This is a genomic window from Saccharopolyspora sp. CA-218241, from assembly GCF_050954615.1.
GTDB classification, from domain to species: domain Bacteria; phylum Actinomycetota; class Actinomycetes; order Mycobacteriales; family Pseudonocardiaceae; genus Saccharopolyspora; species Saccharopolyspora cebuensis.
In genome coordinates this window covers 144,445-168,397 of sequence record NZ_CP191860.1, presented here as the reverse complement: position 1 = coordinate 168,397, position 23,953 = coordinate 144,445, and the positions used below count along the sequence as shown (strand labels likewise).

Annotated in this window: 18 protein-coding genes; 15 read left to right on the top strand and 3 right to left on the bottom strand. The window is 72.1% G+C overall.

Going from position 1 to position 23,953, the window contains the following annotated elements; genetic code table 11:
- Positions 1-8 precede the first annotated feature (8 nt).
- Positions 9-986 carry an NAD(P)H-quinone oxidoreductase gene (locus ACQP0T_RS00895; protein WP_433870848.1) on the top strand — a complete coding sequence of 326 codons (978 nt, stop codon included), beginning with the start codon at positions 9-11 and terminating at the stop codon, positions 984-986.
- A 323-nt stretch (positions 987-1,309) separates the two neighbouring features.
- Here ACQP0T_RS00895 and ACQP0T_RS00890 read toward each other — a convergent pair whose 3' ends face one another.
- Entirely contained in the window at positions 1,310-2,509 is a 1,200-nt protein-coding gene (locus ACQP0T_RS00890) for a cysteine desulfurase-like protein (protein WP_433870847.1), read from the bottom strand.
- Between the two features lie 139 nt (positions 2,510-2,648).
- On the opposite strand from ACQP0T_RS00890, the gene ACQP0T_RS00885 reads away from it, so the two are divergent.
- From ACQP0T_RS00885 to ACQP0T_RS00860, 6 genes are all read left to right on the top strand, one after another.
- Complete coding sequence (locus tag ACQP0T_RS00885; RefSeq protein ID WP_345359703.1) at positions 2,649-3,161, top strand: bacterial proteasome activator family protein; 513 nt, start codon at positions 2,649-2,651, stop codon at positions 3,159-3,161.
- A gap of 152 nt (positions 3,162-3,313) precedes the next feature.
- Entirely contained in the window at positions 3,314-4,165 is an 852-nt protein-coding gene (gene wzm / locus ACQP0T_RS00880; RefSeq protein WP_345359706.1) for a galactan export ABC transporter permease subunit Wzm/RfbD, read from the top strand.
- Between the two features lie 20 nt (positions 4,166-4,185).
- A complete protein-coding gene (gene wzt, locus ACQP0T_RS00875) occupies positions 4,186-5,004 on the top strand; it encodes a galactan export ABC transporter ATP-binding subunit Wzt/RfbE (protein WP_433870846.1) in 819 nt (272 codons plus the stop codon).
- Entirely contained in the window at positions 5,001-5,915 is a 915-nt protein-coding gene (glfT1, locus tag ACQP0T_RS00870; RefSeq protein WP_433870845.1) for a galactofuranosyltransferase GlfT1, read from the top strand. The genes wzt and glfT1 overlap by 4 nt, the downstream gene beginning before the upstream one ends.
- 561 nt (positions 5,916-6,476) lie before the next feature.
- Entirely contained in the window at positions 6,477-9,749 is a 3,273-nt protein-coding gene (locus tag ACQP0T_RS00865; protein WP_433870844.1) for an arabinosyltransferase domain-containing protein, read from the top strand.
- Between the two features lie 206 nt (positions 9,750-9,955).
- Positions 9,956-10,225 (top strand): hypothetical protein, encoded by a 270-nt coding sequence (locus ACQP0T_RS00860; RefSeq protein WP_345359718.1) that lies wholly within the window; start codon positions 9,956-9,958, stop codon positions 10,223-10,225.
- 207 nt (positions 10,226-10,432) lie between these two features.
- On the opposite strand, the gene ACQP0T_RS00855 is transcribed toward ACQP0T_RS00860, so the two are convergent.
- A complete protein-coding gene (locus ACQP0T_RS00855) occupies positions 10,433-10,870 on the bottom strand; it encodes a GtrA family protein (RefSeq protein WP_433870843.1) in 438 nt (145 codons plus the stop codon).
- 144 nt (positions 10,871-11,014) lie between these two features.
- Between ACQP0T_RS00855 and ACQP0T_RS00850 the strand changes: the two genes are divergently transcribed.
- The 4 genes from ACQP0T_RS00850 to ACQP0T_RS00835 all read left to right on the top strand — a co-directional run bounded on the left by ACQP0T_RS00850 (position 11,015) and on the right by ACQP0T_RS00835 (position 16,019).
- A complete protein-coding gene (locus ACQP0T_RS00850) occupies positions 11,015-12,379 on the top strand; it encodes an FAD-binding protein (RefSeq protein WP_433870842.1) in 1,365 nt (454 codons plus the stop codon).
- A complete protein-coding gene (locus tag ACQP0T_RS00845; RefSeq protein WP_433870841.1) occupies positions 12,376-13,734 on the top strand; it encodes an FAD-binding protein in 1,359 nt (452 codons plus the stop codon). The genes ACQP0T_RS00850 and ACQP0T_RS00845 overlap by 4 nt, the downstream gene beginning before the upstream one ends.
- Positions 13,731-14,486 (top strand): decaprenylphospho-beta-D-erythro-pentofuranosid-2-ulose 2-reductase, encoded by a 756-nt coding sequence (locus tag ACQP0T_RS00840; protein WP_345359730.1) that lies wholly within the window; start codon positions 13,731-13,733, stop codon positions 14,484-14,486. The genes ACQP0T_RS00845 and ACQP0T_RS00840 overlap by 4 nt, the downstream gene beginning before the upstream one ends.
- 276 nt (positions 14,487-14,762) lie before the next feature.
- Complete coding sequence (locus ACQP0T_RS00835) at positions 14,763-16,019, top strand: hypothetical protein (RefSeq protein ID WP_433870840.1); 1,257 nt, start codon at positions 14,763-14,765, stop codon at positions 16,017-16,019.
- Between the two features lie 167 nt (positions 16,020-16,186).
- On the opposite strand, the gene ACQP0T_RS00830 is transcribed toward ACQP0T_RS00835, so the two are convergent.
- Positions 16,187-17,695 carry a hypothetical protein gene (locus ACQP0T_RS00830; protein WP_433870839.1) on the bottom strand — a complete coding sequence of 503 codons (1,509 nt, stop codon included), beginning with the start codon at positions 17,693-17,695 and terminating at the stop codon, positions 16,187-16,189.
- A 169-nt stretch (positions 17,696-17,864) separates the two neighbouring features.
- Here ACQP0T_RS00830 and ACQP0T_RS00825 point away from each other — a divergent pair, with 169 nt between their 5' ends.
- The 4 genes from ACQP0T_RS00825 (at position 17,865) to ACQP0T_RS00810 (ending at position 23,675) form a co-directional block, all read left to right on the top strand.
- Positions 17,865-20,900: an arabinosyltransferase domain-containing protein gene (locus ACQP0T_RS00825; protein WP_433870838.1), complete on the top strand. Its 3,036-nt coding sequence runs from the start codon at positions 17,865-17,867 to the stop codon at positions 20,898-20,900.
- Positions 20,901-21,020: 120 nt separating this feature from the next.
- Positions 21,021-22,028, top strand: coding sequence for a glycosyltransferase (locus ACQP0T_RS00820; RefSeq protein ID WP_433870837.1), 1,008 nt, complete (start codon positions 21,021-21,023; stop codon positions 22,026-22,028).
- Positions 22,015-22,404: a GtrA family protein gene (locus ACQP0T_RS00815; protein ID WP_433870836.1), complete on the top strand. Its 390-nt coding sequence runs from the start codon at positions 22,015-22,017 to the stop codon at positions 22,402-22,404. Before ACQP0T_RS00820 ends, ACQP0T_RS00815 begins: the two co-directional genes overlap by 14 nt.
- On the top strand, positions 22,401-23,675 hold the full coding sequence (locus ACQP0T_RS00810) for an NAD(P)/FAD-dependent oxidoreductase (RefSeq protein ID WP_433870835.1): 1,275 nt from the start codon (positions 22,401-22,403) through the stop codon (positions 23,673-23,675). Before ACQP0T_RS00815 ends, ACQP0T_RS00810 begins: the two co-directional genes overlap by 4 nt.
- The last annotated feature ends 278 nt before the right edge of the window (positions 23,676-23,953 follow it).

Sequence of the window (23,953 nt, the reverse complement as noted above, 5' to 3'; positions counted from 1 at the left end):
GTCGGGGCATGTACGCGATCGCGATCCGAGAGCCGGGCGAGCCGGACGTTCTGGAGTGGACCGAGCACCCCGACCCGCGACCGGGTCCGGGCGAGGTGCTGATCGACGTGGCCGCCAGCGCGGTCAACCGCGCCGACCTCAACCAGCGGCAGGGCAACTACCCACCGCCGAAGGGCGCCAGCGAGGTCCTCGGCCTGGAGTGCTCCGGCACCATCGCCGAGCTCGGCGCCGACGTCACCGGCTGGCAGGTCGGCGACGAGGTCTGCGCGCTGCTCTCCGGCGGCGGCTACGCCGAGCGGGTCGCCGTGCCGGCCGCGCAGGTGCTGCCCAAGCCCACCGGGGTGGACCTCGTCGAGGCGGCGGGCATCCCGGAGGTCGCCTGCACCGTGTGGTCCAACGTCGTGATGGAGGCCGGGCTCGCCGACGGGCAGCTCCTGCTGGTGCACGGCGGTTCCGGCGGGATCGGCACCTGCGCCATCCAGATCGGCCGCGCGCTGGGCGCCCGGGTGGCCGCCACCGCCGGTTCCGCGGACAGCCTCCGGCTCTGCCGGGAGCTCGGCGCCGACCCGGCGATCAGCTACCGCGACGAGGACTTCGTCGCGGTCGTCAAGGAGCTCGGCGGGGCGGACGTCGTCCTGGACAACATGGGCGCGGCCTACCTCGACCGCAACCTCTCCGCGCTGGCCCCCGACGGGCACCTCGCGGTGATCGGGATGCAGGGCGGGCGCAAGACCGAGCTCGACATGGGCAAGATGCTGGTCAAGCGGCTGCGGATGTCGGTGCTCGGGCTGCGCGGCCGTCCCCTCGGCGGACCGCAGGGCAAGGCCACCATCGTCGCCGACGTGCGCAACCGGCTGTGGCCGCTGGTCGAGTCCGGACAGGTGCGCACCCTGGTGCACGACCGCGTCCCGATGGCCGAAGCCGCCCGCGCCCACGCCACCCTCGAAGCCGGCGGCGTCCACGGCAAGATCCTGCTCGTCCGCTGATCGCCCCTTCGGGGCGTGAGTGAGGGGCACCCTTGACCGAGTTGGGACCACTTTCAGATTGGCTTGCGTGGCGGTGCGGGTGGCGGAACCTCAGCGGTCTTCTCGCTCCGGGATCCGTTCCTGATGTACCGAACACGTACACGGCGTCACGGCTGTCCTCGCGAGGGGACCGCTGAGCGGCACCGTCCGAGCACGGGCGGCGGTGCCGGTTGACGGCCGCACCGCATGCGGCTCCGCCGCATACTGAAAGGACCCCTTACTGGAGCAAAGGTGCCCCTCACCTGGAAAAGTTCACCCGGACGTGGGCGCGGGGACGGCGGGGGTCAGGCGAGTTCGGCCACCGCTCTGAGGAGTTCCTCGACCTCGTGGGCGTTGGTGTAGTGGGCCAGGCCGACGCGCACCGCGCCGCCGACCTCGCCGACGCCGAGGACGGCGAAGACGCCGTGGGTGCCCGGGTCGGCGAAGGCGCAGACGCCCCGGTCGGCCAGGTGCTCGACGGCGTCCTCCGCCTTGACGCCGTTGATGGTGAACGCCATCGAGGGCACCCGGCGCATCGCGTCCCCGATGACCATCACGTGCCCCATCCGGCGCAGGCCGCTGGTGAGGTGGGCGAGCAGGCCCGCCTGGTAGGACTTGACCGACCCCATCGAGGTGAGCAGCCGCTCGCGGCGCGGGCCGAGCGCGGCGTCGTCCAGGCCCGCCAGGTAGTCGACGGAGGCCACCAGCCCCGCCAGCTGCGCGTAGGCGTGCGGGCCCAGCTCGAAGCGCTCCGCCCCGCGCGCGCCCGCCTCCAGCGCCACCGACGGGAGCTGGTCGAGCATCGCGGGGTTGCGGAAGGCCAGCGCGCCGACCGGCGGCCCGCCCCAGGACGTCGCGTTGACCGCCACCACGTCGGCGCCCATCGAGGTGATGTCCACCGGCATGAACGGCGCGGCGGCGGAGGCGTCCACCACGACCAGCGCACCGTGCTCGGCGGCGGCCGCCGCGGCCGGGCGCACGTCCGGGCGGGTGCCGACCGCCCCGGAGGCCGCGGTCAGCGCCACCACCTTGGTGCGCGGGGTGATCAGGTCCTGGTACTGCCAGGTGGGCAGCTCGCAGGTCTCGATGTCGACCTCGGCCCACCGGACGCTGCTGCCCGAGCGCTGCGCGGCGCGCTGCCAGGGCGCCACGTTGGCCGGGTGGTCCAGGCGGGAGACGATCACGTCGTCGCCGATCATCCAGCCGTCCCCGAGCGCGTCGGCGAGCCGTTGCAGCAGCACGGCCGAACTCGGGCCGAGCACCACCCCGGCCGGGTTGGCCCCCACCAGGTCGGCGATGGCCCGACGGGCGGCCTCCACGATGGCCTCGGCGCGCTGCGACGCGGGGAAGACCCCGCCCGGCCCGGAGACCGGCGCGCGCATCGCGGTCGACACCGCGGTGGCGACCTGCTCGGGAACCTGCATGCCCGCCGGGGCGTCGAGGTGCACCCACCCGTCGCCGAGCGCGGGGAACAATCCGCGGACCGCAGCGACGTCGAACGCCATGAGTCCACCGTACGGAGCCGCACCCCCCGATCTCGCCGCCGGGTGGTCTCTATCGCATCACGGATCGGCGACGGCCCCGCGCGACACGCGAGGGCGTCCCAGGCTCCCGCCGCGCGCGCCCACGCGCCAGGATGGAGGCATGAACGGCGATCGGAACGAGGAGAAGCCCTCGGTGTTCGTGGTCGGCGAGGACGGCTCGCCGGTCGGTGCGGCCTCGGGCGAGGGCGCGGAGCACGGCGAGGCCATCGGGGACCTGGTCGAGCAGCCCGCCAAGGTGATGCGGATCGGCACGATGATCAAGCAACTGCTGGAGGAGGTGCGGGCGGCGCCGCTGGACGAGGCCAGCCGCAGCAGGCTCAAGGAGATCCACCAGTCCTCGATCAAGGAGCTGGAGCAGGGCCTGGCGCCCGAGCTGATCGAGGAGCTGGAGCGGCTGTCGCTGCCCTTCGCCCAGGACACGCCGTCCGAGGCGGAGCTGCGGATCGCCCAGGCCCAGCTCGTCGGCTGGCTGGAGGGCCTGTTCCACGGGATGCAGACCGCGCTGTTCGCGCAGCAGATGGCGGCCCGGGCCCAGCTGGAGCAGATGCGCCGCGGGCTCCCGGCGGGCAGCGGGGAGTCGGAGCCCCCGCAGCGCGGCGGCCAGTACCTCTGAACCCGCGCGCCCGCCCGCGCCCGGGAGCGGGCCCGCCGGGCGGGCGCCCCCGGCCCGGCCGCCACGGGGGGTCGTGCCCGTTTTGCGGCAAACCCACGTCGAGTGACGCCCAGCCCTCTGCTGCCTACCGACGGTCGGTACTCTGACGCACTGTGCAGGCCACGAGCACGCTAGACCGACCGTCCGCGCCGGCTGAGAGTTCGTCGCGGAGCTGGCGCAAAGCGTTCAAGGACATCACTGAGGGCCTCTCGCAGCGGCAGTTGTGGGCGCACCTCGGTTGGCAGGACATCAAGCAGCGGTACCGGCGCTCCGTGCTGGGCCCGTTGTGGATCACGATCGGCATGGGCGTCACCGCCGCCGGTCTCGGCATCATGTACTCGACGATCTTCGGGCAGGACCCGAGCGAATACGTCCCGTACATGACCACCGGGTTCATGATCTGGTACTTCATCCAGGGCTGCCTGACCGCGGGCACCGAGGTCTTCATCCGCAACGAGGGCCTGATCAAGCAGCTCCCGGCGCCGATCACCGTGCACGTGCTGCGCACCGTGTGGCGGGAGTTCCTGCTCTTCCTGCACAACCTGGTCGTCTACCTGGCGATCCTGGCGATCTTCCTGCCGCCGGTGAACTGGACCCTGGTGCTGATGGTGCCGGGCCTGGCCCTGCTGCTGTTCAACGGCGGCTGGGTGATCATGCTGCTGGGCGTGGCGAGCACCCGGTTCCGGGACATCCCGCCGGTGGTCACCAGCTTCATGCAGCTGCTGTTCTTCATGTCGCCGATCGTCTGGCCGATCGAGCTGCTGGAGCAGAACGCCGGGCCGCGGGCCGCGCTGGCCCAGATCAACCCGATCTACCACTTCGTGGAGATCCTGCGGGCCCCGATGCTCGGCGAGCCGATCGCGTGGCACCACTGGTACGTGGTCATCGGCTTCACCGTCGGCGGCTGGCTGCTGGCGCTGCTGGTCCTGCGCAACTACCGCGCGCGCGTCGCGTACTGGGTCTGAGCGGGGAGGCTGAGAGACTCATGGTGAGCATCGACGTCTGGAACGCGGCGGTCGACTTCCCGATCTTCGACGCGAAGTCCCGTTCGATGAAGAAGGCCGTGCTCGGCAGGGCGGGCGGCCGGATCGGCACCGACAGCAAGGTGCCGATCATCGAGGCCCTGCACGACATCGACCTGTCGCTCAAGCACGGCGACCGGGTGGCGCTCGTCGGCCACAACGGCGCCGGCAAGTCCACGCTGCTGCGCCTGCTCGCGGGCATCTACGAGCCGACCCGGGGCAGCGCCCGGGTGGTCGGCAAGGTGGCGCCGGTGTTCGACCTCGGCGTCGGGATGGACCCGGAGATCTCCGGTTACGAGAACATCATCATCCGCGGGCTGTTCCTCGGCATGAACCGCAAGCAGATGGAAGACCGGATGGACGAGATCGCCGAGTTCACCGAGCTCGGCGACTACCTGGAGATGCCGCTGCGCACCTACTCCACCGGGATGCGGGTGCGGCTGGCGATCGGCGTGGTCACCTCCATCGACCCGGAGATCCTGATCCTGGACGAGGGCATCGGCGCGGTCGACGCCGACTTCCTGGAGAAGGCCCGCACCAGGCTGCACGACCTGGTCAAGCGCTCCGGCATCCTGGTGTTCGCCTCGCACTCCGACGAGTTCCTGGTCGAGCTGTGCGACACCGCGCTGTGGATGGACAAGGGCAGCATCAAGGAGCAGGGGCCGCTGCGCACCGTGCTGACCCACTACAAGGGCTACGACCCCTTCGAGAACCTCAGCCAGGAAACCCTGGCCCGGATCGGCGAGTCCGCGGCCACGATCGGGAGCAACGAGAGCCCATGAACGCAGACTCCGCCCAGCAGCTTCCCGCCGGCTCCGTGGTCGCGGTGATCGTCACCAGACATCGGCGCGAGCTGCTGGCCGAGTCGTTGAAGGTGATCGCCACGCAGACCCGCCTGCCCGATCATCTCGTGGTCGTGGACAACGGCCCGGACCAGTCGGCCCGCGATGTGGTGGCCGACTGCCCGATCCCGTCGACCTACCTGCCCTCGCAGCGCAACCTCGGCGGCGCGGGCGGGTTCGCGCTGGGGATGCTGCACGCGCTGTCGATCGGCGCCGAATGGGTGTGGCTGGGCGACGACGACGGCCGCCCGGCCGACGAGCAGGCGCTGGAAACCCTGCTGGAGGTCGCCGAGAAGCGCCGGCTGGCCGCCGTGTCGCCGGTCGTGGTCAACATCGACACCCCGGACGTGCTGGCCTTCCCGTTGCGCCGCGGGCTTACGTGGAAGCGCCGGGTGAGCGAGCTCGGCGAGGGCGACTTCCTGCCCGGGATCGCCTCGTTCATGAACGGCGCGCTGTTCCGCGCCGCCACGCTGGACGTGGTGGGCGTGCCGGACTACCGGCTGTTCTTCCGGGGCGACGAGGTGGAGCTGCACCGCCGGGTGGTGCGCTCCGGACTGCCGTTCGGCACCACCTTCCGCACCCGCTTCCTGCACCCGGACGGCTCCGCCGAGTTCAAGCCGATGCTCGGCGGCCGGTTCCACGCCCAGGACCCCTCCGACGACACCAAGCGCTACTACACCTACCGCAACCGCGGGTACCTGCTGTCCCAGCCCGGGATGCGCAAGATCGGCGCGCTGGAGGTGCTGCGGTTCGGGCTGTACTTCGTGGGGCAGCGCAAGGACCCGAAGGCGTTTCGCGAGTGGTTGCGGTTGTTGAGGCAAGGGCAAAAGGAACACTTCTTCCGGCGGTGAGGTGGTCCTTTTGCGAGGCGGTGCCGGTGGCGGAACCTCAGCGGCCTTCTCGTCGGGAAGGTGTTGTGGTCCCGTTGCGTAGGGGTGCCGGTGGCGGAACCTCAGCGGCCTTCTCGCTCCGGGCGCCCTTCCTCATGTACAAACGCGTACACAGCGTCAGGGCGTCCTCGCGAGAAGACCGCTGAGAACCCGCGGCGGTGCAAGCTGCTTGGCTGGGGCAAAGCGGAAGCGGCTGCGCCGCTTGCCTGACGGTGGTCGGGGTTTGGCGCGTGCGTGCGGTGCCCCGGCTTCGCCGCTTGCCTGAGGGTGGTTGTGGCGTTTCCTCTGTGGACTGGTGCTCTGGGTGCGGGTGGGTCTACGGGGTGTCTCCGGGAGATCACTGCGCGGTCTCGGGATGCTGAGACCCGCCTGAGAGGCTGCTGAGTTGCCTGCTCACAGCACTCGTGTCGCGGGCCGTCGGCGGCGGTACGGAATGCGCCGGAAGGCCCGGGACCTGGGGATACTATTCTCGCCTGCGTGCTCAACGGCCACGGAGATAACCGCCGATCGGGCGATGGCGACATGGCATCGAACGACGATCCGGCATCCACCGGAACGACACCGCGCCCGTCGGCGACGCGGCTGAAGGTCTTCGCGTCGGTGCTGGGACTGCTCGGAACGGTCCTCGCGCTGTCGATCCCGTTCCTCCCGGTCCACCACGACATCACGACGTTGCGGTGGCCGACCGCCGAAGGCACCAAGTCGGTCTCCGCGCCGCTGGTCGCCTACTCCCCGGTGTGGCTCGACGCCGAGGTGCCCTGCGCCGCGGCGCGCAGCCTCGACGAGCGCACCGAGGGACCGGCCGTGCTGCTGAGCACCAACCCGCCGTCCTCGGACTACGGCCACCTCACCGGGCTGATCCTGCAGGTCGACGGCGGCCAGCTCACCATGATGAACAAGGGCCAGCAGGTCGGGACCGTGCCCTTGCCCGCGGGCGACTGCACGATCTCGGTGCACTCCGACGGCTACGGCTTCAAGGCCAGCGTCGGCGACCAGTCGCTGGCCAACTTCGCCGGTGACGCCCGCCCGCAGGTCACCGGCATCTACTCCTCGCTGGACGAGAACATCGACCCGGTCAGCGGGCTGTCCTTCGAGGCCCGCGTCGACAACCGCTACGAGAGCTACCCGACCGCCCTGAAGATGGCCGCCATCGTGCTGGCCATCGCCGCCTTCATCGGCTCCGTGGTGTGCCTGCGGCGGCTGGACGTGCGCGCCGGGCGGCGCCCCCCGAAGCTGGTGCCCGCGGGCTGGTGGAAACCCACGTTCCGCGACGTAGCGGTCATCGGCGCCCTCGCGATCTGGTGGATCATCGGCGCGATGACCTCGGACGACGGGTACATCCTGAACATCGCCCGAGCGCGCGAGAGCGCGGGGTACGTCAGCAACTACTACCGCTGGTTCGCCGTCCCCGAAGCCCCGTTCGGGTGGTTCTACGAGCTCTACGCGCTGTGGGTGCAGATCTCCACCTCGACACCGTGGGTGCGGCTGCCCGCGCTGCTCATGGGCATCGTGTCCTGGCTGCTGCTCAGCCGCGAGGTGCTGCCCCGGCTCGGCCAGCAGGTGCGGCGCAGCAACGCCGCCGGGTGGGCCGCCGCCGCCGTCTTCCTGGCGTTCTGGCTGCCCTACAACAACGGCCTGCGCCCCGAGCCGGTCGTGGTGCTGTTCTCGCTGCTGGCGCTGTGCGCGGTGGAGCGCGCGGTGGCCACCGGTCGGCTGATGCCCGCCGCGCTCGGCCTGGTGGTGGCGGCGCTGTCGGTCGGCGCCAACCCGCACGGCCTGGTGTCGGTGCTGCCGTTCGTCGCCGCGATCAAGCCGCTGTTCCTGCTGGTGCGCAAACGCGCCCAGGAGTTCAGCTGGACATCGGTGCTGGCGCCGATCTCGGCCTCCGGGTTCGTGATCCTCACCGTGGTGTTCGCCGACCAGACCTGGCAGTCGGTCATGGACGCCACCGACCTGCGCACCGACCTCGGCCCCAGCCAGAGCTGGTACGAGGAGCTGAGCCGCTACAGCCTGCTGTTCAGCCCCACCGCCGACGGCTCGATGACGCGCCGCTTCCCGGTGCTGCTGGTGATCCTGTGCCTGGCGGTGTGCGCGGTGGTGCTGCTGCGCCGGGGCCGCATCCGGGGCGCCGCGCTCGGCCCGAGCCGGCGGCTGCTGGCGATCACCGCGCTGTCCTTCGTCGTGCTGATCATGACCCCGACCAAGTGGTCGCACCACTTCGGGATCTACGCCGCGATGGGCGGGGCGCTGGCCGCGCTGACCGCGCTGGCCACCAGCAGCACCGTGCTGCGGTCCAGGCGCAACCGGGCGATCTTCTTCGCCGGGCTGATGATGATCCTGGCCTTCGCCGCCACCGGGCCCAACGCCTGGTGGTACGTGTCCGGCTGGGGCGTGCCGTGGTTCGACAAGGCACCGCAGCTGTCCGGCTACCACTTCAGCACGCTGTTCCTCGTGATCGCCGCCATCGCGCTGATCGTGGCGTTCGTCGAGCACCTGCGCATCGACGAGAACAACCCGAAGGTCGTCGACGAGCGACCGCTGGAGAAGCGCAGCCGGGCGCTGCGGCTCGGCACCGCCCCGCTGTCGATCCTGTGCGCGCTGCTGGTGGTGTTCGAGCTCGCCAACTTCGGCAAGGTCATCCAGGAGCAGTGGGGCAGCTACAGCCTCGGCGCGGACAACATCAAGCAGCTCGTCGGGTCGAGCTGCGGGCTGTCCGACTACATCTACGTGGAGACCAACCCGCAGAGCGGGATGCTGCGGGTCGCCCCGGAGCAGCCGGTCACGGCCGCGCCGTCCCGGGATCCCGACATCGGGATGCCGCCCGAGCGCCTGGAGGGCCGGGAGAACGCCGACGAGTACCTCGGCGCCAAGCTGGTCGGCTTCAACCGGCCCGGCCTGCCGCCGGGCGACGGCTCCGACCCGCAGGAACCCGACTGGAAGCCGCCGCACCAGTTCGGCACCGACGACGCGCCGGTGTGGGGCAGCTACGACCCGGCCGGTGCGGGCACCGGTGAGCTGCGCACCCAGTGGTACGAGCTGCCGGAGCGGGCGATCAACGGCGAGGTGCCGATCGTGCTGTCGCTGGCGGGCGCCGAGCTGGGCGCCAACTCGCTGGCGCTGGAGTTCGGCCGGGACACCGAGGAGGGCTTCGAGGTCATCGGCAGGCACTACGTCACCCAGGGTGCCGCGCCGCCGTGGCGGGACTACCGCTACACGATCTCGGGCAAGTCCGAGGAGGCCACCAAGATGCGGGTCGTGGCCACCGACAATTCGCTGGGCCCCAACGGCTGGCTCGCGGTGAGCGCGCCGCGCGCGCCGCAGCTGGTCAACATGACCGACTTCGTCGGCGACCAGACCGCCTTCGTCGAGTGGACCGCCGGGCTGGTGCACCCGTGCCTGAACATCCCGGGCATCCACAACGGCATCGCCGAGATCCCGAAGTTCCGGGTGCAGGCGGGCGCCGAGGTCCGCGACATCGGCCAGGGTTGGTCGTCGCCGGACGCGGGCGGGCCGTTCGGCTGGCTCAACGTGTCCACCAGCATGCGCGAGCTGCCGACGTACCTGCGCAACAACATCCACCGCGACTGGGGCTCGCTGTACGCGGTCGACCAGTACGAGCCCGACGCGCTGCCCGCGCAGGCCGCGATGGAGGTGCACACCGAGACGAAGTGGGGCACCTGGACACCGGGACCGCTGACCAAGACGGTCCAGCTCCCCGGTGACGTGCCGAGCTCGGACGACCGCAACGACGTCCGCGTCTTCGAGAGCCCCGAGGAAGAGGGCACCGAGGAGTAGCACCCCGACCCGTCCGGGTGGTTCTCGCTGAGTGAGGGGCACCCTGTACCCCATGACGTGGTACAGGGTGCCCCTCACTCATCTCCCGAACGGGTGAGGTTCTCCTGGTGCGGTGGCGCGGGGTGGGATTGCGCTGTGGGCGGATCCCGGTCCGCCGTGGGCGAACCGGGGTGTCGCGGGGAGCCCGGACGTGGTGCTCTCGGAGGATGACGAGTGAGACGCGCCCAGGACTGGTACTGCACCTCGCCGGCGTCGACCAGCCGGTGACCGTCGCGCTCGCCGCCGCGGAAGCGGAGGCGCTGCGGGACGTGCTCGCCGAGCTGATGGCGGCCGGCCAGACGAAGTCGTTGGCCACCGCCGACGGCGGTCACTTCGCGATCAACTTCGGGCACGTGGCGACGGCGCACATCGAGACGACCCGTTCGGAGTCGAACGCCTACGGGGCACCGTCGCGGCAGACCGGGTTCCGCCGGTAGCCCACCGCGGGCGCGGGGACGCGGCCACCCCGCTCCCGCGCTCAAGAGCGGTTTCGCCGATGACCCGCGGTGCGGAACCTCAGCGGCCTGCTCGCCCCGGCGCCCGCCCAGCACCGGGCGTCCTCGCGAGGGGACCGCTGAGAACCCGCGGCGGCGCGAGCCGCGTGCCACACCGCGACGCGGCTCCGCCGCACCCGGCAGAACCCCTCAGTCGCGGAAGATCAGCAGCTTGAGCATCACGAAGTTGATCGCCGTCCCGAGACCCTGCGCGATCACCCAGAACAGGGTGAACTGCCACGGCTCGGTGGCGTCGAAGATCTGGACCAACGCCTCGTTCGAACCCATGTTGACGAAGAACGTCGTGGTGTAGAGCACGGCGAAGGCTCCGGCCCGGGCCTTGGTGTTGCCCTTGCTCGCGCCCTGGAAGGTGAACTTCCGGTTGATCACGTAGGACGCGGTGGTGCCCAGGATGAACGAGATCGACTTGGCCAGCCAGGACGGCCAGCCCACCGCGCCCAGCAGCAGCGAGTAGGTGCCGAAGTCGATGAGCGCGCAGCCACCACCGATGAGCCCGAATCGGATGAGCTGGTGCACGAGGCCCAGCCGGGCGGTCTGGGTCGCAGCGGCGGGTTCGGCCACGGTCACTGATTCACCTCGGGCGGTCGGCACCACAGGGGCCCCCGGGCGAACCGGGTCCACCGGAAGTGTAGCGATGACCCACCGCACATCGCCGGAGACCGGCCGCTACCCGCCGGTACCCACCGGTCCGGCGCGGATAGACTCGGCTGGGTGGGATCGGTAAAGGACGAGCTTCAGACGCTGACCGGTTGGGGGCGCACCGCGCCCACCCGGGCGCGAGTCGTCAGCACCCCGGACGTCGAGGAGATCGCGCGGGCGGTCCGCGAAGCCGGTGACCGGGGCGTCATCGCCCGCGGTCTCGGGCGCAGCTACGGCGACCCGTCGCAGAACGCCGGCGGCACGGTCATCGACATGACCGCGCTGGACCGCGTGCACAAGGTCGACGTGGACGAGGCCACCGTGGTGGTCGACGCCGGTGTGTCGCTGGACACCCTGATGCGGCGGCTGCTGCCCTACGGCCTGTGGATCCCGGTGCTGCCGGGCACCCGCCAGGTCACCATCGGCGGCGCCATCGGCTCGGACATCCACGGCAAGAACCACCACTCGCAGGGCTCGTTCGGCAGCCACGTGCTCGCGCTCGACCTGCTCACCGCCGACGGCCAGGTGCGCAGCCTCACCCCGCGGGGCGAGGGCGCCGAGCTGTTCTGGGCGACCGTCGGCGGGATGGGCCTGACCGGCATCATCCTCAACGCGACGATCCAGCTCAAGCGCGTCGAGACAGCTTACTTCGTGGTCGACAACGTCCGGACCAAGAACCTGGACGAGCTGATCGAGCACTTCACCGACGGCTCCGACCAGAACTACGTCTACTCGGTGGCCTGGTTCGACTCGCTGGCCCGCGGCGACCAGATGGGCCGCGCGCTGCTCACCCGGGGCAACTCCGCGAAGCTGGAGGACCTGCCGAAGAAGCTGCGCAAGGACCCGCTGAAGTTCAACGCCCCGCAGCTCATGACCGCACCGCCGGTGTTCCCGAACGGCCTGGTCAACAAGTACACCATCACCGCGTTCAACGAGGTCTGGTACCGCAAGGCGCCGACGAAGTACGGCGCGGTGCAGAACATCACCCAGTTCTTCCACCCGCTCGACCTGGTCGGCGAGTGGAACCGGATCTACGGCCCGAACGGGTTCCTCCAGTACCAGTTCATGGTGCCGTTCGGCCAGGAGGACATGTTCCGGCGCTCGATCGACAAGATCAGCGCGTCCGGCCACGCGTCGTTCCTCAACGTGCTCAAGACCTTCGGCCCGGGCAACCAGGCCCCGCTGTCCTTCCCCCGGGAGGGCTGGACGCTCACCGTCGACATCCCGATCACCCCCGGGCTGGACCGGCTCTGCCAAGAGCTCGACGAGATGGTGCTGAACGCGGACGGGCGGCTGTACCTGGCCAAGGAGTCCCGCACCAACGCCGAGATGATCGAGCGGATGTACCCGCAGATCGACCGGTGGCGCGAGGTCCGCGCCGCGGTCGACCCGGCCGGGGTGTTCCGCTCCGACCTGGCCCGGAGGCTGAACCTGTGACGACGACCGTCCGGAACCTGACCGGCTGGGCCCGCACCGCGCCCTCCCGGGCGCGGGTGCTCAGCACCACCGACCTCGACGAGATCGCCCGCGCCGTGCGCGAGGCCGATGAGCGCGGGGTCGTCGCCCGCGGCCTGGGCCGCAGCTACGGCGACGTCGCGCAGAACGCGGGCGGCGTGGTCATCGACATGACGCGGCTGAACCGGATCCACGAGATCGACCCGGACACCGCGATCGTGGACGTGGACGCCGGGGTCAGCCTGGACCAGCTGATGAAGGCGGCGCTGCCGCACGGCCTGTGGGTCCCGGTGCTGCCGGGCACCCGCCAGGTGACCATCGGCGGCGCGATCGCCAACGACATCCACGGCAAGAACCACCACAGCGCGGGCAGCTTCGGCAACCACGTGCTGTCGATGGAGCTGCTCACCGCCGACGGCCAGGTGCGCACCGTGACCCCGGACGGCCCGGAGTCCGAGCTGTTCTGGGCCACCGTCGCGGGTGTCGGGCTGACCGGCATCGTGCTCCGGGCGAAGATCCGGATGACCCGGACGGAGACCGCCTACTTCCTCGCGGACGTGGACCGGACGGCCGACCTGGACGAGACGATCGCGCTGTTCGACGACGGCTCCGACGACAGGTACACCTACTCCTCGGCGTGGTTCGACTCGATCTCCACCGGCCCGAAGCTGGGCCGCGCCGCGTTCGGCCGGGGCTCGCTCGCCACGGTCGACCAGCTACCGCCGAAGCTGCGCGCGAACCCGCTCAAGTTCGACGCCCCGCAGCTGCTGACGCTGCCGGACGTGTTCCCGCCGCGGCTGGGCAACAAGCTGACGTTCAGCGCGATCGGTGAGCTGTACTACCGGAAGACCCCGAAGCGCGGCCGCGGCCTGGTCCAGAACATCAGCGGCTTCTACCACATGCTCGACCTCGTCGGCGAGTGGAACCGGGCATACGGCTCGCAGGGCTTCGCGCAGTACCAGTTCTCCGTGCCCTACGGCAAGGAGGAGGACCTCAAGCGGATCATCCGCCGGATCGCGCACTCCGGGCACGTCTCGTTCCTCAACGTCATCAAGAAGATGGGCGAGGGCAACCGGGCCCCGCTGTCCTACCCGCACCCGGGTTGGATGGTGTGCCTGGACTTCCCGATCGTGGACGGGCTGGGCCGGTTCTGCACCGAGCTGGACGAGGACGTCCTGGCGCTCGGCGGTCGGCTGTACACCGCGAAGGATTCGCGGACCGCGGCGGAGACGTTCCACCGGATGTACCCGCGCGTCGAGGAATTCCGCAAGATCCGCCAATCCGTTGACCCCGAAGGCATTTTCGCCTCAGACATGAGCCGGAGGCTTGAGCTGTGATTGACGCAGTTGGAAACCCGCAGTCCTTGCTCGTCCTCGGTGGGACCTCCGACATCGCCCTGGCCACGGCCGAGAAGTACGCCGCGCAGCGCCCGCTGCGGATCGTGCTGGCCGCCCGCGGGTCGGACCGGCTGGAGGCGGCGGCCGAGCGGCTGCGCGCCACCGGCAGCACCGTGACCACGCTGCCGTTCGACGCCCGCTCCCCGGAGACCCACGGCGAGGTGGTCGACAAGGCCTTCGCCGACGGCGACATCGACGTCACGCTGGTCGCCTTCGGCGTCCAGGGCGACAACGAGCAGGGCTGGACCGACGTGGAGGCAGCCCGCGAGGTCGCCGAGATCAACTACGTGGCGCCGATGACGCTGGGCGTCCGGCTGGTCGAGAAGCTGCGCAAGCAGGGCCACGGCCACCTGGTCGCGATGTCCTCCCCCGCCGCCGAGCGGGCCCGCCGCTCGAACTTCGTCTACGGCTCCTCGAAGGCCGGGCTGGACGCCTTCTACACCGGGCTGACCTACGCGCTGAGCGGTTCCGGCGTGCAGGTCACCGTGGTGCGGCCGAACTTCGTGCACACCAAGCTCACCGAGGGCCTCAAGCCCGCGCCGATGGCGCAGACCCCGGAGCAGGTCGCCGACGTCATCGTCGACGCCGTGCGCAAGGGCAAGGAGCAGGTGTGGGCGCCGGGCCAGATGCGCTGGGTGATGACCGTGCTCCGGCACGTCCCCCGCGCGATCTTCCGCCGCCTCCCCTTCTGAGCCCGCTCGCCCCGGAACGGCGCCGGTGGCGGCCAGACCGACCACCGCGTCACCCGAAAGTTTCGTGAGTGAGGGGCACCCTTGTCCCAGTTGCTTGGGCAAGGGTGCCCCTCACTCATGTCCGGCCGGGGACGGGGCTCGTCCGTTCGGGTGAGGGAAACCCGGACGTGCTGCTCCAATGCAGCGAATCGGTAACAACGGGCAACCTTCCGGGCCCGCCGCGCGATCACGTGGTGGACGCGTCCGAAAGGGGAAGTTGTGAGGATCAAACGACACATGGGAGCGGTCGTCGCCGCCTCGGCGGTGCTCGCCCTGACCGCTGCTCCGGCGCTCGCCCAGGAGACCCCGGGCAGCACCGAGCCGCCGACCAGCTCGTCGGCGCCCGTCGACCCGCCCACCAGCACCACGACCGAGGAACCGGCACCGGAGCCCACCGACCCGCCGGAGAGCTCGCAGCCCGAGGAGCCCGAGCCGACCGACCCGCCGGAGGAGCCCGAGGACCCGGAGCCGGGTGCGGGCGCCATCCAGGAGCGCTACGAGGCCCTCACCCCTGAGGAGCGCGAGCAGCTCGGCGCGCCGCAGGGCGAGGAGGTCGTGGAGAGCGACTCGCTGCGCTGGCAGACCTACGCCAACGGCCGCTTCTACTGGACCCCGGAGCGCGGCGTCACCGCCGTCTACGGCGGGATCTACGTGCACTTCCTGTCGCTGGGCGCGCACGGCACCCTGGGCGTGCCGGTGGCCGACGAGCAGGTCGGCGAGGGCGGCAGCCGCTACAGCGACTTCGACGACGACGGCGCCCTCTCGGCGATCTACTGGACCCCGGCGCACGGCGCGCACCTGATCAGCGGCCCGGTGCTGGAGCACTACCGCGCCCTCGGTGCCGACCTCGGCTTCGGCGTCCCGACCACCGACACGGCGGCCACCCCGGACAGCCGCGGCACCTACAACCACTTCGTCACGCCGTCGGGGCACGGCGCGTCGATCTACTCGACCGGCGAGACCGGCACCCACGCCGTCCAGGGCGCGATCCGGGACAAGTGGGCCGCCTCGGGCTGGGAGCAGGGCCCGCTGGGCTACCCGACCACCGACGAGACCGACGCCGGTGACGGGGTCGGCAAGTACTCGATGTTCTCCGGGGACGGCACCTACCCCGCGGGGATCGTGTGGAGCCCGCAGACCGGCGCGCACAGCGTGCAGGGCGTGATCGCGGAGCGCTACGTCGGGCTGGGCGGTCCGGCCGGGATCCTCGGCTACCCGACCACCGACGAGACCGCCACCCCGGGCGGCACCGGTCGCTACAACCACTTCACCGGCACCGGCGGCGCCTCGATCTACTGGTCCGCGGGCACCGGCGCCCACGAGGTCTACGGCGGCATCCGCGCGCACTGGGCGAACCTCGGCTGGGAGCGCTCCTACCTGGGCTTCCCGATCAGCGGCGAGCACGACGTCGAGGTCGGCCGGGCCGTGGAGTTCCAGGGCGGGATCATCACCTGGAACCGGGAGACCGGTGAGGTCGTCGACACCCCGCGATGACACGGATCGGTAACGCGAGCAACCCGCGAGGGGGTTCGCACCGACCCTGACACGGGAAGGCACCCGGCGCGCGCCGGGTCGATGACGGGCGTCGCCCCGCGGAGTGGGGTCCGCGGGGACCGCCTCGGGCCGCGGGTCCTCGATGCGCCGAGGACCCGCGGCCGTTCCTACCGGGGCCCGGGCACGCTGTGTTCGGGCGACCGGGGTTCGAGCACGAAGTGCGAGGTGCCCGACCACGGGGAGCCCACCGTCCACCTCGGATCCGGCCCCGGTCCCGGCGCCCGGCGCAGTACGAGGTCCACCGGCCGGGGCTCGGTCGGCTCGAAGTGCCGGTGGTTCCACGCCAGCAGCGTCCGCTCCAACGACCCCGCCCGGTCGAGCCGCTGCCGGAGCCGCTCGTCCAGGTAGCCCCGGTCGGAGAACTGGTCGACGATCCGGCACCCGCAGAAGTACGCCAGCGTGCCGATCTCCCCCGGACTGGCCACGGTGCGGTCGCCGACGACGCGGCCCAGCTCGGTGCCGATCCGGGCGTACTCGGCGGGCGCCGCCCAGTTGGTCGTGATCGCCGCGGAGCGCCACGGCATCCCGTGCTGAACCGCGAACGCCGCCGAGACCGCGAGCACCCCGACCGCCGCCACCAGCGCGGGCACCACCGCGAAGCGGTGCGGGGCCATCGCGCCGATCCCGCCGGCCAGCAGCAGGCAGAGCCCGACGACCGCCGGCGCGTAGTACCAGTGGTACGGCGGCACGCCGAGCAGCGTGTAGGCGTAGTGGTGCAGCACCGCGCCGACGCCGAGCAGCGTCCACGGCCACAGCTCCGGCACCCGCCCCCGGATCCGCAGCAGCACCAGGAACACCGCGAACCCGGCCCCGGTGTAGGCGGGCACCGCGGACAGCAGCACCGCCGCCGGGAAGAAGTCGACGTAGAGCGCGATGCCGTCGCGCACCGTCCAGCCGCCCCAGGACTCCTGGAGCTGCTTGATCAGCAGCGTGTCCGGCACCGCCGAGCCGAAGTGCAGCCAGCTCCACAGGAACCAGGGCAGCGCCAGGGCGGCGATCGGCAGCCACCGCGCCCACCCCCGCCACAGCGCGGGCCGCCCGAGCAGCACCACGACCGCGAACAGCAGCAGGTCCAGCCGCAGCAGCGCCAGCGCCCCGGTGGCCAGCCCGAACAGCACGGGGCGCGGGCGCACCGCGCTGAGCAGCAGCACGCCCAGCAGCGCGGCGGCGGGCGCCACCTCCAGCCCGGCGCTGGAGAGCACCAGCGGGTTGAGCAGCACCAGCCCGGCGCCGAGCGCCCCGGTCCAGCCGGGCAGCCCGGTCTCCAGGGCGGCGCGGCGCAGGCTCAGCGCGAGCACCACCGCCGAGAGCACGAACAGCACACCGAGCGCGGCCACCGGACTGCGCAGCAGCGCGGTCCCGGCGGCCAGCAGCAGCACGTTGAGCGGGGCGGTCGCGGTGTTCGCGGTCTCCTCGGCGATCAGGCCCCAGTGCCCGTGGAAGGCGAGGTTGCGGGCGTAGCCGAGCGTGATGTAGCCGTCGTCGATCAGCGCGTCGTGGACCAGCCAGAACAGCGCCGCGGCGAGCAGGCCGACCCCGCCGGGCAACAGGAACGACGTCGCGGTGCGGGTGCTGGGCGGGATTTCACCAGAGCGGGTGAGCGCGTCGACGGCCATCCGGCACCATCCGGGTCGCGGGCGGCGCACAACAGTCCTCAGTGGAGGGTTGTGCCGGGATGCTCCGATGGTAGGGCGGCGCGCGGCGTCCGGCGCTTCGTCGGCCAGCGCCGGACCCCCGATCCGGCGACCATGACCGGCAGCACGCGAACGCGGTCGGGGAGCGCCGGTGGACAGGTGGAGCAGCCCGGCGCCGTCGGCGTCGACCACCGACGCCGGGCGGAGCCGGAACCGCAGGTGGGCGGCCTGGTGCTGGCACCTGCTGGCGCTGTGCGCCGGGCTCGCCGGGATCGGCTGCGCGGTGGCGCTGCCGTTCGCCCCGGTGTGGGCCGAGCGCACCGAGGTGCACTGGTCGGGCGAGTCCACGACGGCGCTGTTCGCCCCCTACCGGCCCGCGGAGTTCACCGCATCGGTGCCGTGCCCGGCGCTGCGCGGGGCCCCGGACCGGCCGACGACGGTGCTGAGCACGGTGCCCGAGGGCAGCACCCGGGACGGCCTGGTGCTGACCACCCGCGACGGCGAGCCGCACCTGGTGCTCGGCCAGCGCGAGGTGCCGCTGCCCGCCGGGACGTGCGGGCTGCGGATCGAGTCCGGCGCGGACGGCACCGCGGTGCGCACCGGGGGCGCCCCGCCGATCCTGCTGCCCGAGGTGCCCGCCCCGGAGATCTTCGCCTTCCGCACCGACCTCGACCCGGCGGCGGGGGTGTCGGTCACCGCGCGGCCGTACTCCTGGTTCGACACCGCGCCGACCCGGGGCAAGTCGGACCTGGCGGTGACCGCGGTGGTGCTGGCCGCCGCATCGCTGCTGCTGCTGGCCGCGCACGGCCCGCGCGCGCCGGCCGCCGCGCCGCGGTGGCGGTCCGGACTGCGGCTCCCGGTCGACCTCGCGGTGGCCGGGGTGCTCGCGCTGTGGCTGCTCATCGGGCCGAACACCGAGGACGACGGCTTCGCGATGATGACCGTCCGCAACTACGAGGTCGACGGCTACATCGGCAACTACTACCGCTGGTTCAACGCCGCCGAGGCGCCGTTCACCCTGGTCCAGCACCTGATGCGGGCGGTGGCCGAGGAGGGCCCCGCGGTGCTTCGCGCGCCCAGCGTCGTCGCCGGGCTGCTCACCTGGCTGCTGCTCAGCCGGGGGATCGTCGCGCCGCTGTGCCGGGGCAACCGGGCCGCGGTGCCGCTGGCGGCGGTGTTCTTCCTGGCCTGCTGGCTGCCGTTCGGGCTGGGCATCCGCCCCGAACCGGCGGTCGCGCTGGGGCTGACCGCGACCGTCGCGGCGCTGTTCAAGGCCGACCGCTCGGCGGTTCCGGCGGGCTGGCTCGGGCTCGCCGCCGCGTCGGCCGGGCTGACCGTCGCGGTCACGCCGACCGGGATCGCCGCGCTGGTCGCGGTGGCGGCGTTCGCACCCCGGGTGGTGCGGCTGCTGGCCCGCCCCGGCGCGGTGCCCCTCCCGCTGGCGGTGCCCGCGCGGCTGGCGGCGCTGGGCTGCCTGGGCTGCCTCGGGCTGGTGGCGATGTTCGCCGACTCCACCTGGACCGGGGTGCGGCGGGCGACGCACCTGCACGAGGCGTTCGGGCCGAGCCTGGGCTGGTACCAGGAGCTCAACCGCTACGCCTCCCTGCTGTCCACCGGGCCGTGGGGCTCGGCGAGCAAGCGGCTCGCGGTGTTCCTGGTCCTGGTGGCCGTGCTGCTGGCCGCGGCGTGCGCGCTGCGGCGGTTGCACTGCGCCCCCGAGATGCACTGGGCCCCCGAAATGCACTGGGCCCCCGAAATGCCAGGGGGCACCGGGATTCCCGGGCTGCCGCCGCTGCTGGGCTCCGTCGTCGGGGTGTTCGCCGTGCTGGTGGTGGTCCCGTCGAAGTGGACGCACCACTTCGGTGCGCTGGCCGGGGTCGGCCCCGCACTGCTGGCGGTGGTCGTGGTGCTGCTGGCGCGGGTCGGCGCGCTGGAGCGGGCGCGGCGGGAGGCGCGGCTGCTCGGGATGGTCGGCGGGCTCGCCGCGGCCGGGGCGGCGGCGCTGGCGTTCCGCGGCCCGAACGCCTGGCCGTTCCCGGGCGAACTCGGGCTGCCGTGGGCCGACACCCCGGTCCGGCCGCTGGACAGCCCGCCGCTGTGGCTGGCGATCGGCGCGCTGGCCGGGCTGGGGACCTGGGCCGCGGTCCGGCGGCGCGGCGGTCCGGGGTGGACGGCGATGCCCGGCGCGGTGCTCGGCTCGGCGGCGCTGGCCGGGGTCCTCGTGCTGCTCGGCTCGTTCCTCACCGCGCGCGACGACCGGGTCTCCGCCGCCGACTGCGGGCTCGCCGACGCCGTCGAGGTGCTGCCGCTGGGCGCCGCGCTGCACCCGGTCCCGGGCAGCGCCGCCGAAGCGGACGGCTTCACCCCGACCGACGTGCCGCTCGAACCCGCGCCGCCCACCGCGTCGGCGGCGGTCGAGGCGGTGCGGGCCACCCCGCACGCGTGGGCCTCCACCGCGCCGGGCACCGGATCGCTCAGCACGCCGTGGTTCGCGCTGCCCCCGGTGCCCGACGGTCAGGTGGTCGCGCTGCGGGTGGCGGGCCGACCGGGCGACGGCACCGCGCTGCGGGTGGAGTTCGCCGCCGGGGACCGGACGCTCGGCACCCGCGAGCTGCGCGATCCGCCGCCCGCCGCCCTCCCCTACGACGACCCGCGGCGCGGCCGACCGGCCCCGGCGCGCGCGGAGTGGCGGGTGTTCACCCTCGACGCCCCGCCGCCGGGCGCCGACCGGCTCCGGCTGCGGGCCGAGGACCGCAGCACCGCGGCGGACGGCCGGCTGGCGGTCAGCGGGCCGGTGCTGCGCGAGGTGGTGCCGCTGCACCGGGTGCTCGCCGGTTCCGGGCCGACGCTGGTCGACTGGCCGCTCAGCTTCCACTTCCCGTGCCACCGGGCGTACCCGCGGGTCGGCGGCGGGACCGCGGCGAGCCCGCGCGCGCTGATCACCCCCGCCGCCGGGGAGGACTCGATGGCCTACGACCCGACGATGGGCGGCGTGTTCGCCGGGGTTCCCGCGCTCGCCGAGCGGTACGAGGTGCCGAGCCGGTTGCGCGGCGCGCCCGGCGCGGTGTGGGGCCACCTGCTGCTGGCGTCCTACGGCGACCTGGCGCGGGACGCCTACGCGACCCGCGTGCACCGGGAGCGCATCGGCGGCGCGGCGGGCGATCCGCCTTACCCGTTCGGCGGATGAGCCGAGCGGCTTCACCGCGCTGACCTCGGACGGTGCGGATACTCTCGGTGTCCGGGTGCCGGCGGCGTGGGGGTGCCGCCCGGCTGAACCCGAGGAGCCGGATTGGCCTGGGGGTGCGCCATGTCCGACATGCTGGGGACCGAGGTCCCCGTACCCGTCCCGGTGCAGGCGAGCACCGAACCGGCGGAACCACCGCTGGTGTCCTACGTGCTGCCGGTCTACGACGAGATCGGCGCCATCCGGCGGTTCCACGAACAGCTCGCCGGGGCGGTGGCCGAACGACCCGAGTTCGACTACGAGTTCATCTACGTCAACGACGGTTCCACCGACGGTTCGCTGCGCGCGCTGCACGACATCGCCAAGAACGACGAGCGGGTGCGGGTGGTCGACCTGGCCCGCAACTTCGGCCACCAGATCGCCATCACGGCGGGCCTGGACCACGCCGACGGCGACGCGGTGATCACCATGGACACCGATCTGCAGGACCCGCCGGAGGTCAGCCTCGAGCTGCTCGACGAATGGCTAGACGGGGCCGAGATCGTCTCCGCCCGGCGCGGCACCCGGCAGGACTCGAAGTTCAAGCGGGCCACCGCGCACGCCTACTACCGGGTGTTGCGGCGCTGCGCCGACGTGAAGATCCCGCTCGACACCGGCGACTTCCGGCTGCTGGACCGGCGCGCCGCCGAGGAGCTGCGCGGCTTCCGGGAACGCAGCCGGTTCATCCGCGGGATGGTCGCGTCGATGGGGTTCGAGCAGTCCGAAGTGGTCTTCGACCGCGACGAACGGGTCACCGGCAACACCAAGTACCCGCTGCGCAGGATGCTGCGGCTGGCCGCCGACGGCGTCACCGGGTTCTCCACCGCACCGCTGAAGCTGATCACCCGGATCGGCTTCGCCGGGCTGGTGCTCTCCGCGATCGGCATCCTCTACGCGGTGGGGATGCGGGTGTTCATGCCCGAGGTGACGGTGTCGGGCTGGACCATGCTGATGGTGGTGCTGCTGTTCGTCGGCGGGGCGCAGATGCTGTCCCTCGGCGTGATCGGCGGCTACATCGGACGGATCTACCACGAGGTGCAGCAGCGTCCGCTCTACATCGTGCGCGACGTGGTCCGGTATGACGCGGACTGAGGTGCGCGTCCCGCGCGCCCTGGCGCTCTACGGCGTGATCGGCGTCAGCGGGGTGCTGCTGGACTACCTGGTGTTCCTGCTCCTGCTCGGCCTCGACGCGCTGCACCCGCAGGTGGCCAACGCGATCAGCACCACGGTCGGGATCACCAACAACTTCCTGCTCAACGCACTGCTGAACTTCCGCACCCGGGACCGGGTCGCGGTGCGGTTCCTGCGCTTCTACGCGGTCGGCCTGACCGGGCTGGCGCTGACCTTCGCCGTGCTCCAGGTGTTCTCCGGCTGGCTGGGCCTGGACCCGAGGTGGGTGAAGGGCGGCGCGCTGCCCGTCGTGGTGTTCCTGCAGTACACCGTGAACAAGAAGTGGAGCTTCGGATGAAGCTGGGCATCGTGGGAGCGGGGGCGACCGGGCTGACGGCGGCGCACGACGCGGTCAAGGCCGGGCACGACGTGACGGTGCTGGAGGCGGCGGACGAACCCGGCGGGCTGGCGTCCTCGATCGAGGTCGCCGGGACCCCGCTGGAGCGGTTCTACCACCACAGCTTCCGCACCGACCGGGCGCTGATCGAGCTGGTCGAGGAGCTCGGCCTCGGCGACCGGCTGCGCTTCCACCGCCCGAGCACCGGGGTGTACCGGGACGGCGCGCTGCACCCCTTCGGCACCCCCGGCGAGATGCTGCGGTTCCCGGGGTGGTCGGTGCCGGACCGGCTGCGCTTCGCGGCGTCGGCCGCCGTGCTCAAGGCGGTCCGGGACGGCTCGCGGTTCACCGAGGTGCGCGCGCTGGACTGGATGCGCCGCTGGGCCGGGCCGCGGGTCACCGAGACGATCTGGGAACCGCTGCTGACCGGGAAGTTCGGCGCGCACGCCGCGGACATCTCGATGGCCTGGTTGTGGGCGCGGATCCACTGCCGCACCTTCGAGCTCGGTTACCTGCACGGCGGCTTCGAGCTGCTGTACCGGGCGCTGCTGGACGCGGTGACCCAGCGCGGCGGCAAGGTCGAGACCGGCAAGCCGATGACGGCGATCGAGCAGGTCGGCGCCGAGGTCCGGGTGCGCACCGCCGACGACAGCGGGTACCTGTTCGACCACGTCGTCGTCACCGTCCCGCAGCCGGTGTTCGCCGAGGCCGCCGGGATCGGTGCCGACCACGTGCTGCGGCGCAACCGGTACCTCGGCGCGACCTGCTTCGTGCTGGAGTGCGACCGGAGCCTGATCCCGCACTACTGGCTCAACATCAACGACCCGGCGTTCCCGTTCCTCGCGGTGGTCGAGCACACCAACCTGGTGGACCCGGCCGAGTACGGCGGCAGGCACGTCGTCTACGTCGGCAACTACGTGCCGTGCGAGGACTGGCGCTTCACCGCCGACCCCGCCGCCGTGCTGGCGCACTACCTGCCGTGGCTGCGGGCGCTGAACCCGGACTTCGAGCGGTCCTGGATCCGCGACTGGCACTTCTCCCGGGCCCCGTTCGCGCAGCCGATCGTCACGCCCGGGTACCGCGCGGGCATCCCCGGCCACCGCACCCACCTGCCGGGCGTCACGCTCGCCACCATGGCGCAGATCTACCCGCACGACCGCGGCCAGAGCTACGCGATCCAGATGGCCCACGACGTCATCCGCGACCTCGGCCTCCACCACCCGTCCGGGTGACGGCACCGGGTCGGGACGTGAGTGAGGGGCACCCTTGTCCCAGTTAGGACCTGTTTCAGAATGATCTGCGTGGCGGTGCGGGTGGCGGAACCTCAGCGGTCTTCTCGCTCCGGGAGCCGCTCCTGATGTACCAAGCACGTACACGGCGTCACGGCTGTCCTCGCGAGAAGACCGCTGAGAACCCGCGGCGGTGCAAGCTGGCAGCCTCACCGCATGCGGCTCCGCCGCATTCCGAAAGGACCCCTTACTCGGGCAAGGTGCCCCTCACTCAGCACACG

What these genes read in the sequence shown, in the direction of transcription:
- glfT1 (WP_433870845.1), top strand. Translation starts at nt 5,001, where the DNA reads ATGAACGCAGACTCCGCCCAGCAGCTTCCCGCCGGCTCCGTGGTCGCG.
- ACQP0T_RS00815 (WP_433870836.1), top strand. Translation starts at nt 22,015, where the DNA reads ATGACGCGGACTGAGGTGCGCGTCCCGCGCGCCCTGGCGCTCTACGGC.
- ACQP0T_RS00810 (WP_433870835.1), top strand. Translation starts at nt 22,401, where the DNA reads ATGAAGCTGGGCATCGTGGGAGCGGGGGCGACCGGGCTGACGGCGGCG.
- ACQP0T_RS00835 (WP_433870840.1), top strand. Translation starts at nt 14,763, where the DNA reads ATGGGAGCGGTCGTCGCCGCCTCGGCGGTGCTCGCCCTGACCGCTGCT.
- ACQP0T_RS00830 (WP_433870839.1), bottom strand. Translation starts at nt 17,695, where the DNA reads ATGGCCGTCGACGCGCTCACCCGCTCTGGTGAAATCCCGCCCAGCACC.
- ACQP0T_RS00820 (WP_433870837.1), top strand. Translation starts at nt 21,021, where the DNA reads ATGTCCGACATGCTGGGGACCGAGGTCCCCGTACCCGTCCCGGTGCAG.
- wzt (WP_433870846.1), top strand. Translation starts at nt 4,186, where the DNA reads ATGGTGAGCATCGACGTCTGGAACGCGGCGGTCGACTTCCCGATCTTC.
- ACQP0T_RS00890 (WP_433870847.1), bottom strand. Translation starts at nt 2,509, where the DNA reads ATGGCGTTCGACGTCGCTGCGGTCCGCGGATTGTTCCCCGCGCTCGGC.
- ACQP0T_RS00860 (WP_345359718.1), top strand. Translation starts at nt 9,956, where the DNA reads ATGACGAGTGAGACGCGCCCAGGACTGGTACTGCACCTCGCCGGCGTC.
- ACQP0T_RS00895 (WP_433870848.1), top strand. Translation starts at nt 9, where the DNA reads ATGTACGCGATCGCGATCCGAGAGCCGGGCGAGCCGGACGTTCTGGAG.
- ACQP0T_RS00865 (WP_433870844.1), top strand. Translation starts at nt 6,477, where the DNA reads ATGGCATCGAACGACGATCCGGCATCCACCGGAACGACACCGCGCCCG.
- ACQP0T_RS00885 (WP_345359703.1), top strand. Translation starts at nt 2,649, where the DNA reads ATGAACGGCGATCGGAACGAGGAGAAGCCCTCGGTGTTCGTGGTCGGC.